A 13,622-nucleotide genomic window follows, 5' to 3' on the forward strand; every position below is an offset into this window, starting at 1 on the left:
GCGCCTCGGTGTAGGGCATGTGCATGCGCTTGAACAACGCCGAGGTCGGCGCGCGCTCGACCACCCTGCCCGCATACATCACCGCGACCTCGTCGGCACGGCCGGCGACGACACCGAGATCATGGGTGATGATGATCATCGCCATGTGACGGCGACGCTGCTCGCGCGCGAGCAGATCGAGGATTTGCGCCTGGATGGTGACGTCGAGCGCGGTGGTCGGCTCGTCCGCGATCAAGAGCTTGGGCTCGCAGGACAATGCGATCGCGATCGCGATGCGCTGGCGCATGCCGCCGGAGCATTGATGCGGATATTGCGCGAGCCGCTGCTCCGGCGCGGGAATGCCGACCGCGGCAAGCAGCTCGATGCTTCGCGCTTTCGCGGTGGAAGTGTCGAGCTCGAGATGTTCCTGGATCGTCTCCATCAGTTGCGTGCCGATGGTCAGGACCGGGTTGAGCGAGGTCATGGGGTCCTGGAACACGACCGCGAGATCTCGGCCGCGCAGCTGTCGCAGGCGCTCGGAATCGAGCCGCACCAGGTCCTGGCCGTCGAACATCACGCGCCCCGTCAGCTTCGCTTTCTTCGGCAGCAGCTGAAGCACGGCGCGCGACAGCATGGTCTTGCCGCAGCCGGATTCGCCGACGATGCCGAGCGTGCGACCACCCTCCAGCGAGAGGTCGATATGATCGACCGCGCGCAAGCTGCCGCGCGGGGTCGGCAGCTCGACCGCGACGTCCTCGATGGTCAGCAGCGGCGCGTTCACAGCGCCCCCTGACGCGGATCGGTCAGTGCCCGCAAGGTGTCGCCGACGAGGTTGAACGCCAGCACGGTCACAAACAGGGCTGCGGCCGGCAGGAAGGCGAGCCGCGGCGCGACGTCGAGGCTCTCGCGGCCCTCGCCGATCATGCTGCCCCAGCTCGCCATCGGCGGCGGCACGCCGAGGCCGAGGAAGGACAGCGCACCCTCGACCACGATGGTGACGGCAACGCCGAGCAGGAAAAAGGCGAGCAGTGGCAGCAGCACGTTCGGCAGCAGCTCGCGCAGCAGGATACGCGCATGGCTCGCACCGAGCGCCTCGGCCGCGATCACGAACTCGCGCCGCGCCAGGGTCAGCGTCGCAGCGCGCGCCACGCGCATGAAGGCGGGAATGCCGAGCACGCCGAGGATCAAGGTGAGATTGGGAATGGACTGGCCGAGATACGCCGTCACGGCGAGCGCGAAGATCAGCGGCGGAAAGGCGAGCAGCACGTCCATGCTGCCGACCACCAGCGTTTCGAACCGGCCGCGGAAATAGCCGGCCAGCAGGCCGAGCGCGCCGCCGACGACGAGGCCGATCATCGGCGCGATCAGCCCAACGGTCAGCGACACCCGCGCACCGAAGATCAGCCGGGCAAGCTCGTCGCGGCCGAGCCCGTCGGTGCCGAGCCAGTGCTCGGTCGAGAACGGCGCGCGGCGCTCCAGCATGTCCATGTCGACAGGGTTCTGCAGCGGCAGCAGCGGCGCAAGAATGGCGAGCGACAGGATGATCGCGACCCAGCCGCTCGCGAGCCAGAACAGTAAGCCGAGCTTGCGCCTGCCGCGGACGGGCGTGGAGACCATTTCGTCCTGAACTGACAGCTCAAGCGTGGCCATGGCGGATCCTCGGATCGAGCACGGCATAGAGCATGTCGACGATGAAGTTGACGATGACGAAGCCGCAGGCAACCAGCAGCACCACGCCTTGGAGGATGACGAGGTCGCGGGTGTAGATCGCGCCGACGAGCAGCCGGCCGATGCCGGGCAGCGCGAAGATCGATTCCACGATCAGCGTGCCGCCGAGCAGGCGGCCGATATTGATGCCTGTCACCGTCACCAGGGTCAGCGACGAAGGCTTCAGCGCATGCACGAACAGGATGCGGGATGGCTTGAGGCCTTTTGCTTTGGCGAGCGCGATATAGTCCTCCTGCAGGGTCGCGATCATGTCGGAGCGCAGCACCCGCATGATGCCCGGCCATTCCGCGAGCGCGAGCGTCAGGGCCGGCAGCACGAAGAAGCGCAGATTCGCCAGCGGCTCCTCGGTGAACGGCACATAGCCGGTCGCGGGCAGCCAGTGCAGCTCGACCGCGAACAGATAGATCAGCAGGATCGCGGTGAGAAACGAAGGCATCGACAGCATGGCGAAGGCGCTGCCGGTCATGAAGCGGTCGAAGGCGCCGCCGGCGCGCGCAGCGCAGGCGATCGCAACGGGAACGCCGATCACGAGCCCGATGAATTCGGCCATCAGCATCAGTTGCAGCGAGACCGGGATGCGCTCGGCGACCGCCTGCAACACCGTCTGACCGGTCCGGAACGAACGGCCGAGATCGCCCTGCAACACGTGGCCGAGCCAGCTCAGGTAACGCCACCACAGCGGCTGATCCAGCCCCATGTCACGCCGCAGCGCCGCGACATTCTCCGGCGTCGCCTGATCGCCGAGGATGACGAAGGCGAGATCGCCCGGCAGCAGCGAGGCGATCAGGAAGGTGAGCAGCGAGACGGCCAGCAGAACCGGCAGGATGGCAAGGAGCCGCCGAACGACGAAGTTCAGCATCGCGTGGTCATTCCAGCCAGGTGTTCGAGACGTCGATCACGCCGTTGTAGATCTTCGGAAAGCCCTTCAGCTTGGCGCTCGACAGCGCGTAATAGGTATTCTGGAAGGTCCAGAACCAGATCGCCTCCTTGTTGATCAGGCGGCTGATAGCGCAGTAATCCTCGGTACGCTGGCCGAGGTCGGCGGTGACGCGCGCGTGGTCCAGAAGCTTGTCGAGGTCGGGATTTGAGAAGCCGGAGAGCGCCAGCGGGCTGCCGCTGCGGAAGTTCGCGTACATCTGCGGATCGGGATCGGCGAGATCGACGATGCGCCACGGCGTCAGCTGGAACTGGCGGGTGAAGGCCCGCGAGGGAATGGTGGCCTGGTCGACCTGCTCGATTTCCATGTTGGCGCCGACGCGCTTCCAGAACTGCTGGAGCACCTGGCCGATCATGCGGCCGCGGGGCGTTGCCGTCACCAGCATCTTGAACTCGACCGGCTTGCCGTAATCCTTGATCAGCGCCTTGGCCTTTTCGACGTCGAACGGCAGCGCGCCGTCGTCCTTGCACTTGACCCAGGAGCCGTCGCCATAGGGGTTGGTCGCGGGCCGACTGAGGCCGTTGCTGATCGCCTGCGACATCTTCGGACGATCGATCGCCATCACCAGCGCCTGGCGCACGCGCACGTCGTCGAACGGCGCAACCTTGGTGTTGAAGGCGTAGACCTGCGCGCCCGAGCCCTTGTAGGTGTGCACGGTGAGCTTGGGATCCTTCTGCGCCTTCATGATGTTGTCGGCGTCGTTCTCATCGTCCCAGATGATGTCGGCCTCGCCCGATTGCAGCGAGGCGAAGCGCGACTGTGCGTCGGGCAGCGGCTTCAGGACGATGCGGTCGAGATAGGGGCGGCCCTTGTCCCAATAGTTGGGGTTTTTCTCCAGCACCATGCGGTCGCCGGCGGTCCAGGATTTCAGGATGTAGGGACCGGTGCCGACCGGGTTGCGATTGTAATCGTCGCCCTTGGTCTTCCATGCCGTCGGCGAGTGCACCGCATTGTTCTGGCTCTGGATGGTGATCACCGCCGGCCAGTTCACCGAAGGATCGGTGAGGTTATAGACGAGGGTGTATTCGTCCGGCGCCAGCACCTCCCTGACGTTGGTGATGTAGAAGGCGCAGCGGCACTTGTTGGCAGGGTCCTTCTGCCGGTCGAAATTCTCCTTGACGGCCTGCGCGTTGAACGGCGTGCCGTCGTGGAATTTCACGCCCTGGCGCAGCTTGAAGGTCCAGCTCTTGTAGTCGTCGGAATGGGTCCATGACACCGCCAGTTTCGGTGCGGCCTCGCCCTTGTCGTCGAGCGTGGTTAGCGTATCGAAGATCGCGGCAGCCGCGGTGAAGGTCGAGGTGTCGTAGACGCCGACCTTGAGGGGATCGAAGCCCGGGATATCCAGCTCCTGGCCGACCGTAATGCTGCCTCCCGGCTTCTGCGCCTGGGCGGGCCCGGCCAGTGCCAACGCCGCAACGAGGAGAATCGGCACGTGCTTGCGCACTGCGGCAGCAATGTTCGTCATGGTTCCTCCCGGGATCCCGCGTCCGATGTTTCGGATCGTCGAATGACTTGAGGGCGAGATTGGCGACAAATGCTCGCCACCGCAAGAGGAACGCACGGGAGTTCAAACGCCGCAAGCGGCGGCGATGTTGCTCAATATGTCGCGGCTGTTTTGCCTGGCGGAATTGGCGCATCGTCTGCGAGGCCGAGCTCCTCGCGCAGCGCATCCGTGTGCTCGCCAAGCGCGGCGACCGTCTTGCCCGATGTGGTATCGGCGCCGGACATCCGGAACGGAAGATTGAGCACCCGGAAGGAGCCACCCTCGTCCTGCACTTCGGAGAGCGCCTGCCGATGCGCGAGCTGCGGATCGGCGAGCGCCTCGGACACGGTGCGATAGGCCGAGGCCGGCACGCCGGCCGCACCGAGCGCCAGGAGGCATGCATCGGTCGTGAGCTGGCGCGACCAGACTTCGACGCCATCCATCAGGTCCGCCCAGTTCTCGCGACGCGCGGCGTAGGTGGCGAAGCGTGGATCGGAGATCCATTCGGGGCGTCCAATCACGCCCATCAATCCCTGAAACGTCTTCTCGCTGGCGACGGTGATCATGACATAGCCGTTGCCCGTCTCGGTCGGCCCGAACATCGGTCGCGGCGGCGGCTTCACCGCGAATTGCGCGTTCTGCAGTTCGATCACCGTCAAGGTCAGCATCGATTCCAGCATGGAGACGTCGATGTGCTGGCCAAGCCCGGTGGCCGTGCGCTGATAGAGCGCCGAGGCGATCGCGCCGAAGCCGTAGGTGCCGGTGACGATGTCGGCATGGTAGATGCCGCAATAATCGGGACGGCTGCGGCCCGGCTGGTAGGCCAGATGCGCCATGTCGTAGCCGGAGGCCGCATGGATCACGGGCGCGTAGGCCGGCAGCTCGGCCGAGGGGCCGGTCTGGCCGTAGCCGGAGATCGAGCAGTAGATCAGCCGCGGATTGACCTGATACAGCCTGTCGTAGTCGAGCCGTAGCCGGTGCATCACGCCCGGGCGGAAATTCTCCACCAGAATGTCGGCCGTCGCGGCCAGCCGGCGCACCGCCTCCCTGCCGTCCTCGGACTTGAGGTCGAGGACCACGCTCTTCTTGCCGACATTGAGCTGGCCGAACACGGTGCTGCACCCCTTGCGCAGCGGTGGCCGGGTCCGCATCGTCTCTCCGCCGTCGGTCTCGATCTTGATGACCTCGGCGCCCATGTCGGCGAGCATCCGCGTGCAATGGGGGCCGGCGATGGTGGTCGAGAAATCCAGGACCCGCAAACCTGCCATGACCTTTGTCAACGTCCCCTCATGCTTATCTGATAACTGCATGCCTGCTCACGCCTTGGGTCTCTTAGGAACCAACGAAGTGCTTTGTTGTTGATGCGGCGACCCTAGAGGGCGGCGGCCGAGTAGGAAAGTGGTTACCGCACGGACGCGTCGCGTGGGCGGGCTTGGAAATTCCAGGACAACTGGACCCGTTCTTGCATAGCAGCAAGCGGGATCGGAAGAGGGCAGCTGTTCTTGAGGGTCTTGTTCGTCACCACTGAGATGGATGACTTCATCCGCGTTGGCGGACTGGGCGCCGTTTCCGCCGCTCTTCCCCGTGCACTTCGCTCCTTCGCCGATATCCGGATCATGCTGCCCGGCTATCGCGACATCATCGAGCAACTCACGCATATTCAGATCGTCGGCCGCTGCCCTGCATTTGCGGAGATGCCGGCCTGCTCGCTCGGCCGGGCCGCGACCAAGGACGGGTTGCCGGTCTATGTGCTGTTGTGCTCACAGCTCTACGACAGGCCCGGCAATCCCTATGGAGACGAGGCCGGACGCGACTGGCCCGACAACGACATCCGCTTCGCGCGATTTGCCTCCGCGGCGGCTGAGCTCGCCATGGGCAAGCTGGACAAGAATTGGGCAGCGGACCTGATCCATGCCAATGACTGGCCGGCCTCGCTCGTGCCGGCGTACCTTGCCTGGCGCGGCGCCAAGCTGCCGTCGATCCTGACCATTCACAACCTCGCCTATCAGGGCCTCTTCCCGAAGGACTCGCTGCGGCGGATCGGCGCACCGGAGAGCTCCTTCCACATTGACGGCGTCGAGTTCTACGACCAGGTCTCCTTCCTCAAGGCCGGGCTGGTCTACGCCTCGCACCTCACCACCGTCAGCGGCACCTATGCGCGGGAGATCACCACGGCCGAATTCGGCTGCGGCCTCGAAGGCCTGCTTCGCCTGCGCTCGGATGCGGCCGAGCTCACCGGCATCCTCAACGGCATCGACGAGAGCTGGGACCCGCGCTCCTGCGCCCAGCTCGCCCAGCAGTTCGGCGCTGGCGACTGGGTCGGCAAGAGGGCCAATGCGGATTACGTGCGCAAGCAGTTCGGCTTAGCGGTCTCGCGCGGCCCGATGTTCGGCATCGTCGCGCGGCTCGTGCACCAGAAGGGCATCGACCTCGTGCTGTCGGCGGCCGACGAGATCGTCGACGCCGGCGGGCAGATCGTGGTCACCGGCTCCGGCGAGCCGGCGCTCGAGCAGGCCCTGATCGACGCGCACCGCCGTCGCCCGGACGCCATCGGGGTTGCGATCGGCTTCAACGACGCCCAGGCGCGCCGCATCTTCGCCGGCAGCGACTTCACCTTGATGCCGTCGCGCTTCGAGCCGTGCGGCCTCAGCCAGATGTATGCTCAGCGCTTCGGCTCGCTGCCGATCGGGCACCAGACCGGCGGGCTCGCCGAGACCATCACCGACGGCGAGACCGGATTCCTGTTTTCGAAGCCCTCGCACGAGTCCTTCCTCGGCGGCGTCCGCCGGGCCTTCTCGGCCTTCATGGCGCAAGACCAGCTCGATACCATGCGCCGCAGCGCCATGGGACGATCGTTCTCCTGGAGCATCTCGGCCGGCAGCTATAGCGCACTGTACCGCAAGCTAGCGTCGGTGTGAGGCGCTGCTGTCATTCCGGGGCGCGCCGCTTGGCGCGAGCCCGGAATCCATCGTGCCGCCGGAATGCTCTGAGAAATGGATTCCGGGCTCGCGCTGCGCGCCCCGGAATGACGGCGGGCCGTCAACTGCACGGATAACCGACTTCCAAGACTCTACTTCCCGCGCACATCCATCTGCGGCCGTCCGATCCAGGCGCGGTTGAGACAGCGGGTCATCCAATCAGGATACATCTCGCCCCGCAGCCGCGCCTGCGCCTCCTGGTAGGGGCCGACATAGCGCAGCCTGTCGGGCAATCTCGGATAGACGCGCCTGATCCATCGCAGTGCATGGTCGACCGACCGGATATCCCGCGCGTCAAGCTCGAAACCAAAGCCGGCGCGCAAGCGCTCTGGCAGCATCCTTGCCGTGAGCGCGCGATACCATCGCGGTGGCCGCAACCAGGGGCGGGCGCCGCTGAATATCTGTGCGCCGATCTCGCGCGCCGCTGGGCTGACGGTCAACGTCTCCGACTGCGCCATTGCGGTGGTGTAGGCCACGAAGCCGGACCAGTCCGCCGGCAAATCATCCCCCGTCAATCCGAACAGGGCGCCGTACAGCCTGGCTTCGCTCCAATAGCGATCGCGCTCCTCCACCGAGAGTGGCGGCAGCACCAGATCATGTGCCATGAGCGCCGTCTCGACCAGCGTCGCATGGACCCAACGCAGCGCTGGGATGTCGTTGGCGCAGTAGCGCGAGCCGGCCGCGAACGGACCCACGGTCTCGGGCATCTCGCCGACGATCATGCTGTGACGCCGATGCAGCTGCCGGGACGACAGCAGCGCCCGGTCCAGCGAGCCGAACACCATCGTGAAGACGATGTCGAAGGTGCGATGGAAGCGGCCGATCGGATCGGCCAGGGTGCGCGAATGCTCGGCGATCGCCGCCGCCACCCATGGATGGGCCAGCTGCAGCAGCAGCGCACGGCCGGCACCGAGAAAGATCACGGCCTCCCGGTCGATCTGCCAGGTCAGCGAGGCCGGACCGAACACGCCTGCGACCGGTCCCGCCGCGTTCGTACGCAGCGTATCGAGCGACTCCTCCAGATCCTTCTCAGCGACCAATTGCAGGCCTCGCGATGAAGACACGGCGACCATACTCCGGACCGCGCGCCTGCGAAATCGTCGTCGTGCAAAGCAATGACGAACAAGGCCCTACTCCGCTGCCATCGGCATCTCGTCCATGTGCTCGTGCAGCACCACGCCGGCGAGCGGATCGAATTCGCCGATCCACGGCTTGCGCGCCAGCACCGCCTTCGTGTGGGCATAGCCGGCATGCCACCGCCGCGTGATCCCGGACGGACTGAAATCGATGTCCTTGGTATGCGTCTCGCGCTCGAGCTGCGGCGCCAGCAGCCGCACCACATGCATGCGGGTCGGACAACCGTAGCTCGTCAGCTCACGCACGGCGGGGTCGTCGCGCTCGCTCTCGGGTAGCCGTGCCGCAAGCTGGTTGATCACATGGCGCAGGCGATGGGCCTGCTGCTGTCGCACGATCTGGCTCGCGATGCGGCTGGAATATTGCACGTCCTTGTGCCGGTTCAGCACCTCCGCCATCGTGCTCGGTTCGGGCCCGACGGGATTCCACAGATGCACGGAAAAAATGAGCGAATCCCTGCGGGGATTGTCGTCGAACACCGCTTCCGTCGGCGTGTTCGACAGGATGCCGCCGTCCCAATAGAGTTCGCCGTCGATGCGCACGGCCGGGAATGCCGGCGGCAGCGCGCCCGAGGCCATCACATGCTTCACCGTCAGCTCGCCGTCGCGGCTGTCGAAATAGCGCATTTCGCTGGTACCGACATGAGCCGCACCGACCGTCAGGCGCGGCGCGCAGCGATTGGCCAGGTCGAAATCAACGAGCTCGCTCAGCGTCTTCTCCAGCGGAGCCGTCGAATAATAGCCGGCGTGATCAGCCCCCAGCGGAAAGGAATCTCCGGCATGCGCCAGCGGATTGGGGCGGAAGAAGCCTGGAATGCCGTGGGTGACGGTCGACCAATAGGCCAGCTTCTCGTTGAAGCCCGGAAATCCGGCACGCCAGTCCCAGACCGGCTGCTGCTCCATCCGTTTCCAGAACTCCCTCAAGCGCGCGAGCCGTTGCTCCGGCGCGTTGCCCGCGATCAGGCTCGCATTGATGGCGCCGATCGAGGTGCCGATGACCCAGTCCGGCTCTATGCCGGCCTCGTGTAGCGCCTGGTAGACGCCCGCCTGGTACGAGCCGAGCGCGCCGCCGCCCTGGAGCACCAGCACGACCTGACCCGGGATATCCTTGCGCTGTATGTTGGTTTGCGTGCCATTCATGGGTCGCTCCTGATCAGCCTGCACTGCCCGGTTATTCGCTGTCGACTGCGGCTTGTTACGCCGGCTCATGTTAGTGCGCGGTCCAGCCGCCGTCGACAGGCAGCGCGACGCCCGTGATGGACGCGGCCGCGTCTGTCGACAGGAACACCGTGAGCGCGCCGAGCTCTTCGACTGTCGCAAAACGCTTGTTCGGCTGCTGTGCCAGCAGCACGTCGCGGATCACCCTCGTCGCGGGAGATGCCGTGCGCCTTGGCCTGCCCGTCGATCTGCGCCTCGACCAGCGGCGTATAGACGTAGCCCGGGCAGACCGCATTGCAGGTGATGCCCTCCTCCGCGGTCTCGAGCGCGGTGACTTTCGTGAGTCCGACGATGCCGTGCTTGGCCGCGACATAGGCCGCCTTGAATGGCGAGCCGACCAGACCGTGCGCGGAGGCGACATTGATGATCCGGCCAAAGCCGTTCCGCCGCATCGCCGGCAGTGCGAGCCGCGTCGTGTGGAACACCGAGCTCAGGTTGATCGCGAGGATCTGATCCCATTTCTCCACCGGGAACTGATCGAGCGGCGCGACGTGCTGGATCCCGGCATTGTTGACGAGAATGTCGAGCCGGCCCGATTGGGCGATGGTCGCCGCGATCATCTCGGCGATTGATTTGGGTTTCGTCATGTCGGCCGGCGAGAAGCTCGCCTTGATGCCGAACTCGGCGGCGATCTGCTCGCGGGTCCGGCCGATCTCGCTGGCAACGCCAAGCCCGTTCAGCACGATGTCGGCGCCGGCCGCCGCCAGGGCACGCGCGATGCCGAGACCGATTCCGCTGGTCGAGCCCGTGACCAGTGCCACCTTGCCCGCCAGCGCGCGGGCAGGTTGAGATGTCTGCGGCTTCAGCGGTATGTTCATGACGCGGTCTCCATTGGCAATGACTGGGTTTCCAGCCTGCGCAGAAGCTGGAGCATCGCCCGCCCAAACGGAAATACCGGCTGGCTTCCGAATCCATAGGCGCGCGCTATTGCGGGCGGGATGTCATTCGCCGGCCGATCCGATAAGATCGAGTTCATTCTCGCTCGGAGCCGATCCATGGAAATGCACCAGGTCCGCTATTTCCTCGCGGTGGCGCAGCTCTTGAATTTCACGCGCGCGGCCGAGGAGTGCAACGTCACGCAGCCGTCGCTGACGCGCGCGATCAAGCAGCTGGAGGCCGAGCTCGGCGGCGACCTGTTCCGCCGCGAACGGCCGGCGGCGCAATTGACCGAGCTCGGTCAACGCATGCATCCGCTTCTGAAGCAGTGCTATGACGCCGCCGCCGGCGCACGTTCGCTCGCCTCCTCGTTCAAAAGCGGGGAGATCGGTGCGCTCCGCATTGCGCTGACGCATTCGATCGACCTCGCCTTGCTCATTCCACATCTCAACGAGATCAAGCGGCAGTTCAACCGGCTCGAATTCCGCTTCCTGCGCGGCTCGAACCGGGAGGTCGGCGATTTCCTGAAGAAGGGCGAAGCCGAGCTCGGCATCGCTGCGGAGATCGACGAGGCCTGGGACCGGCTCGACGTCTGGCCGCTGTTCACCGAGAATTTCGAGCTCGTGGTCGGCGACGGACACCGGCTGGCCGGCCGCGCCAGCGTCGATCTGGACGATTTGCGATCCGAGCAGCTACTGAGCCGCACCTTCTGCGAGCACGCGCGCCGCATCTCCGCGAGCCTGCGCGAACACGGCATCGACATCGAACATGGCCATGAGGTCTCGAACGAGCGCGATCTGATCGAGCTGGTCGAGGCCGACATGGGCGTCGCCATGGTGCCGCACACCTCGCCCGTGCCGGAGCGGCTGACACGCGCCGCAGTGGCAGGGCTGGATGCCCGCCGTACCGTCAACCTTTATGGGGTCGCGGGCCGACAACGCACGGCCGTAGGCAATGCCGTGATGCGCATGCTGCGCGGCGCCGATTGGCGGGAAATCGCGGGGTAGCTGGGGAAGCATTCTCCCAGCAGGCGAGATGCGCATTGCTGCGCCCTCGCCCCTTGTGGGAGAGGGCAGCGAAGGTGCCGGAAGCGGACTCACTTGGGTGAGGGGTATATCTCCACGGACATCAGTGTATGGGACTAGATACCCCTCATCCGGCGCCTTCCTTCTCCCCTTGCGGGAGAAGGTGGCGCGAAGCGCCGGATGAGGGGTATCTCTCCACGGAAAGCTTGGAGGCATACCCCTCACCCAAGTGAGTTCGTGTCAACCGGCGTCGCTGCCCTCTCCCACAAGGGGCGAGGGCACTTCAATCTGCATCTCGCTGCTTGCAAGAGCATCATGTATCTGTTCGACAACAAGGGAAGAAAGAGGGAGCAGTCCGCCCGCGCAGACCTAGTTCTCCCGGCTCGCGCTCTCCAGCGCTTCGATCAGATCGTCGATCTCCATGCGCTTGCGAAAATCCGGATCGACGAAGCGAGCCTTCACGATGCCGTCGCGGCCGACGACGAATACGGCCGGGATCGGCAGCATCCAGCCGTCATTGCCGTGGAATTTCGCCATGTCCTGATAGGACAGCAGTTGCTGAATCTCGGTGCCGAGCCAAATCGCGAGATTGAGCGACAGCGCGTAGCCGTTGTCGAGATCGGTCAGGATCGGAAACGGCGCGCCGGACTCGGCCTTGAGCTGTCCGGTATATTCCTGCGTCTCCGGCACGATTGCGACGACCTGCGCCCCCATGGCCTCGATGCGATCGCGTGCCTGAACCACGGCGCGGACATTGAGCCTGCAATAGGGACACCAATGGCCGCGGAAGAACATCACGGCGAGCGGACCGCGCTCCAGCAGCGCAGGCATCGCGACGAGACGCCCGCCCTCGTCAGGCAGCATGAACGGCGGCATCGCATCGCCCGCGCGCGGCGCGGTCGCGCCACCGCCGTTTCCGTCCAATCGCGCCACCAGCCGATCGACCGCCTCGCCATAGGCCGGGAAGACTTCGCGGCTGGCATCCGCATAGGCGCGGAGCTGTTCGTTCAGCGTACCGTCCATGTCGCGGCAGCGCTGGAAGGCGAGTCTGAGCTGTTCGGTGTCGGCTGGCGAGAGAGACGTCATCTTTCTGCTCCGGCATTCCCTGGGGGCCAATAGTAGTTTCCCGGTTCGGCCGCCCGCAAGGGGCGGCCGCGCTGCCAGGATCGGTTCAGTTCACGTAGAAGTTGCCGGTGGGATCGAGCCGCCCCGAGGCAGAGTACAGCGTCCCGTTGTCCATGAAGAAGACCGTGTTGTCGGGTACCTTCTTCGCGTGCTTCATCATGGCCTCGTGGTTCTTCTCGGCCGGCGCCATCGCCATCGCCGACATCTTGCCAGGCCCACCATAGACATAGGCCATGCCGGCCTTGAAATCCCAGGCGGCCTCCGAGAGGGCCGATGTGGCGATGACCGCAAACGCGGCGGTGGCGATCAGGGTCTTGGACAGTCTTGTCATGGGATGCTCCTCCGAATTGACGTGAACGCCCGCCAATCGGGCGCTTCGTCATCGAACGGTGGAAGCCGCGCGAGCGGAAATGCCGATCCACAATCGGTTCAATAGCCGCCGCCTATCGGCATAGCACCGCGCTATTGCAGCGAGAGCGAAAGGGCATTTCAGGACGAGCCGCGGCTCGAAGAAACTCCTGCCACAGCCGGCGACCAGCGAGGTTGCGGCCAACACAGGAGACCTCCCCATGTCCACGAGCCATGCTCTGTCGCGCCTGACCTGGCCAGGCCTTGCAATCGTCGGCGCCCTGACCCTCTCGGCGCAGCCGGTAGTCGCCGGCGAATGTCCAGCCGGCAAGATCAAGCCGAACGCACAGCAGATGGTCGACCACAAACCCGTCGGCGTCACCGACGTCACGCTCGGCGCGATCGACCTCGGCAAGCAGCCGGCGCATATCGAGGGCCGCGAACTGCGCTTCCGCAAGCTGACCATCGCGCCCGGCGGCATCGTGCCCTGGCACAGCCATGACGACCGCCCCGCCCTGATCTTCGTGCAGCAGGGCGAGATCGTCGAATACGCCTCCAATTGCGTCGATCCGATCGTGCACAAGGCCGGCGACATCCGCCCCGAAGTCTACGGCACCTCGCATTGGTGGAAGAATCTCGGCAAGGAGACGGTCATCCTCTACGTCGGCGACGTCCGCAAGGATCCCAACGACCATCACATGTAACGAGCGCCCCAGCCCCAGCACTCGTTGCCGGGTGTGGCGCCCGGGATCCCCCATGCCGCCGGCGTGCCGGGCGCCACATTCCTCACAG

The 13,622-nt window shown here is 65.5% G+C and carries 12 protein-coding genes and 1 pseudogene; 3 read left to right on the forward strand and 10 right to left on the reverse strand.

Features of this window, described 5'->3' with window-relative positions; all coding sequences use genetic code 11:
• The 5 genes from H1B27_RS28265 to H1B27_RS28285 form a co-directional block, all read right to left on the reverse strand.
• Nucleotides 1–760: ABC transporter ATP-binding protein (locus H1B27_RS28265; protein WP_197968339.1), on the reverse strand; the 760-nt coding region annotated here is incomplete at its 3' end.
• Nucleotides 757–1,629 carry an ABC transporter permease gene (locus tag H1B27_RS28270; RefSeq protein WP_197968340.1) on the reverse strand — a complete coding sequence of 291 codons (873 nt, stop codon included), beginning with the start codon at nt 1,627–1,629 and terminating at the stop codon, nt 757–759. The genes H1B27_RS28265 and H1B27_RS28270, both read right to left, overlap by 4 nt.
• The gene (locus H1B27_RS28275) at nt 1,616–2,566 is read right to left on the reverse strand and encodes an ABC transporter permease (protein ID WP_197968341.1); all 951 of its coding nucleotides are present in this window, start codon (nt 2,564–2,566) and stop codon (nt 1,616–1,618) included. The genes H1B27_RS28270 and H1B27_RS28275 overlap by 14 nt, the downstream gene beginning before the upstream one ends.
• A gap of 7 nt (nt 2,567–2,573) precedes the next feature.
• Nucleotides 2,574–4,109 carry an ABC transporter substrate-binding protein gene (locus H1B27_RS28280; protein WP_197968342.1) on the reverse strand — a complete coding sequence of 512 codons (1,536 nt, stop codon included), beginning with the start codon at nt 4,107–4,109 and terminating at the stop codon, nt 2,574–2,576.
• 131 nt (nt 4,110–4,240) lie between these two features.
• The gene (locus H1B27_RS28285; RefSeq protein ID WP_197968343.1) at nt 4,241–5,437 is read right to left on the reverse strand and encodes a CaiB/BaiF CoA transferase family protein; all 1,197 of its coding nucleotides are present in this window, start codon (nt 5,435–5,437) and stop codon (nt 4,241–4,243) included.
• A gap of 192 nt (nt 5,438–5,629) precedes the next feature.
• On the opposite strand from H1B27_RS28285, the gene glgA reads away from it, so the two are divergent.
• Entirely contained in the window at nt 5,630–7,045 is a 1,416-nt protein-coding gene (glgA, locus tag H1B27_RS28290; protein ID WP_061878261.1) for a glycogen synthase GlgA, read from the forward strand.
• 152 nt (nt 7,046–7,197) lie between these two features.
• Here glgA and H1B27_RS28295 read toward each other — a convergent pair whose 3' ends face one another.
• The 3 genes and pseudogenes from H1B27_RS28295 to H1B27_RS28305 all read right to left on the reverse strand — a co-directional run bounded on the left by H1B27_RS28295 (nt 7,198) and on the right by H1B27_RS28305 (nt 10,274).
• A complete protein-coding gene (locus tag H1B27_RS28295; protein ID WP_197968432.1) occupies nt 7,198–8,145 on the reverse strand; it encodes an oxygenase MpaB family protein in 948 nt (315 codons plus the stop codon).
• Nucleotides 8,146–8,235: 90 nt separating this feature from the next.
• A complete protein-coding gene (locus tag H1B27_RS28300; protein ID WP_061878262.1) occupies nt 8,236–9,378 on the reverse strand; it encodes a patatin-like phospholipase family protein in 1,143 nt (380 codons plus the stop codon).
• A 70-nt stretch (nt 9,379–9,448) separates the two neighbouring features.
• Nucleotides 9,449–10,274 (reverse strand): annotated as a pseudogene (locus H1B27_RS28305) (3-hydroxybutyrate dehydrogenase).
• Between the two features lie 177 nt (nt 10,275–10,451).
• Here H1B27_RS28305 and H1B27_RS28310 point away from each other — a divergent pair.
• Nucleotides 10,452–11,339 (forward strand): LysR family transcriptional regulator, encoded by an 888-nt coding sequence (locus H1B27_RS28310; RefSeq protein WP_061878668.1) that lies wholly within the window; start codon nt 10,452–10,454, stop codon nt 11,337–11,339.
• A 387-nt stretch (nt 11,340–11,726) separates the two neighbouring features.
• Here the strand turns inward: H1B27_RS28310 and H1B27_RS28315 are convergent, their stop codons facing one another.
• Together H1B27_RS28315 and H1B27_RS28320 are read right to left on the reverse strand one after the other, a co-directional pair.
• On the reverse strand, nt 11,727–12,443 hold the full coding sequence (locus tag H1B27_RS28315; protein WP_197968344.1) for a peroxiredoxin-like family protein: 717 nt from the start codon (nt 12,441–12,443) through the stop codon (nt 11,727–11,729).
• 85 nt (nt 12,444–12,528) lie between these two features.
• Nucleotides 12,529–12,813 carry a hypothetical protein gene (locus H1B27_RS28320; protein WP_197968345.1) on the reverse strand — a complete coding sequence of 95 codons (285 nt, stop codon included), beginning with the start codon at nt 12,811–12,813 and terminating at the stop codon, nt 12,529–12,531.
• 238 nt (nt 12,814–13,051) lie between these two features.
• On the opposite strand from H1B27_RS28320, the gene H1B27_RS28325 reads away from it, so the two are divergent.
• Complete coding sequence (locus H1B27_RS28325; RefSeq protein ID WP_197968346.1) at nt 13,052–13,534, forward strand: cupin domain-containing protein; 483 nt, start codon at nt 13,052–13,054, stop codon at nt 13,532–13,534.
• Nucleotides 13,535–13,622: the final 88 nt, after the last annotated feature.

This window comes from Bradyrhizobium diversitatis, from assembly GCF_016031635.1.
In the GTDB taxonomy this organism is placed as follows: Bacteria; Pseudomonadota; Alphaproteobacteria; order Rhizobiales; family Xanthobacteraceae; genus Bradyrhizobium; species Bradyrhizobium diversitatis.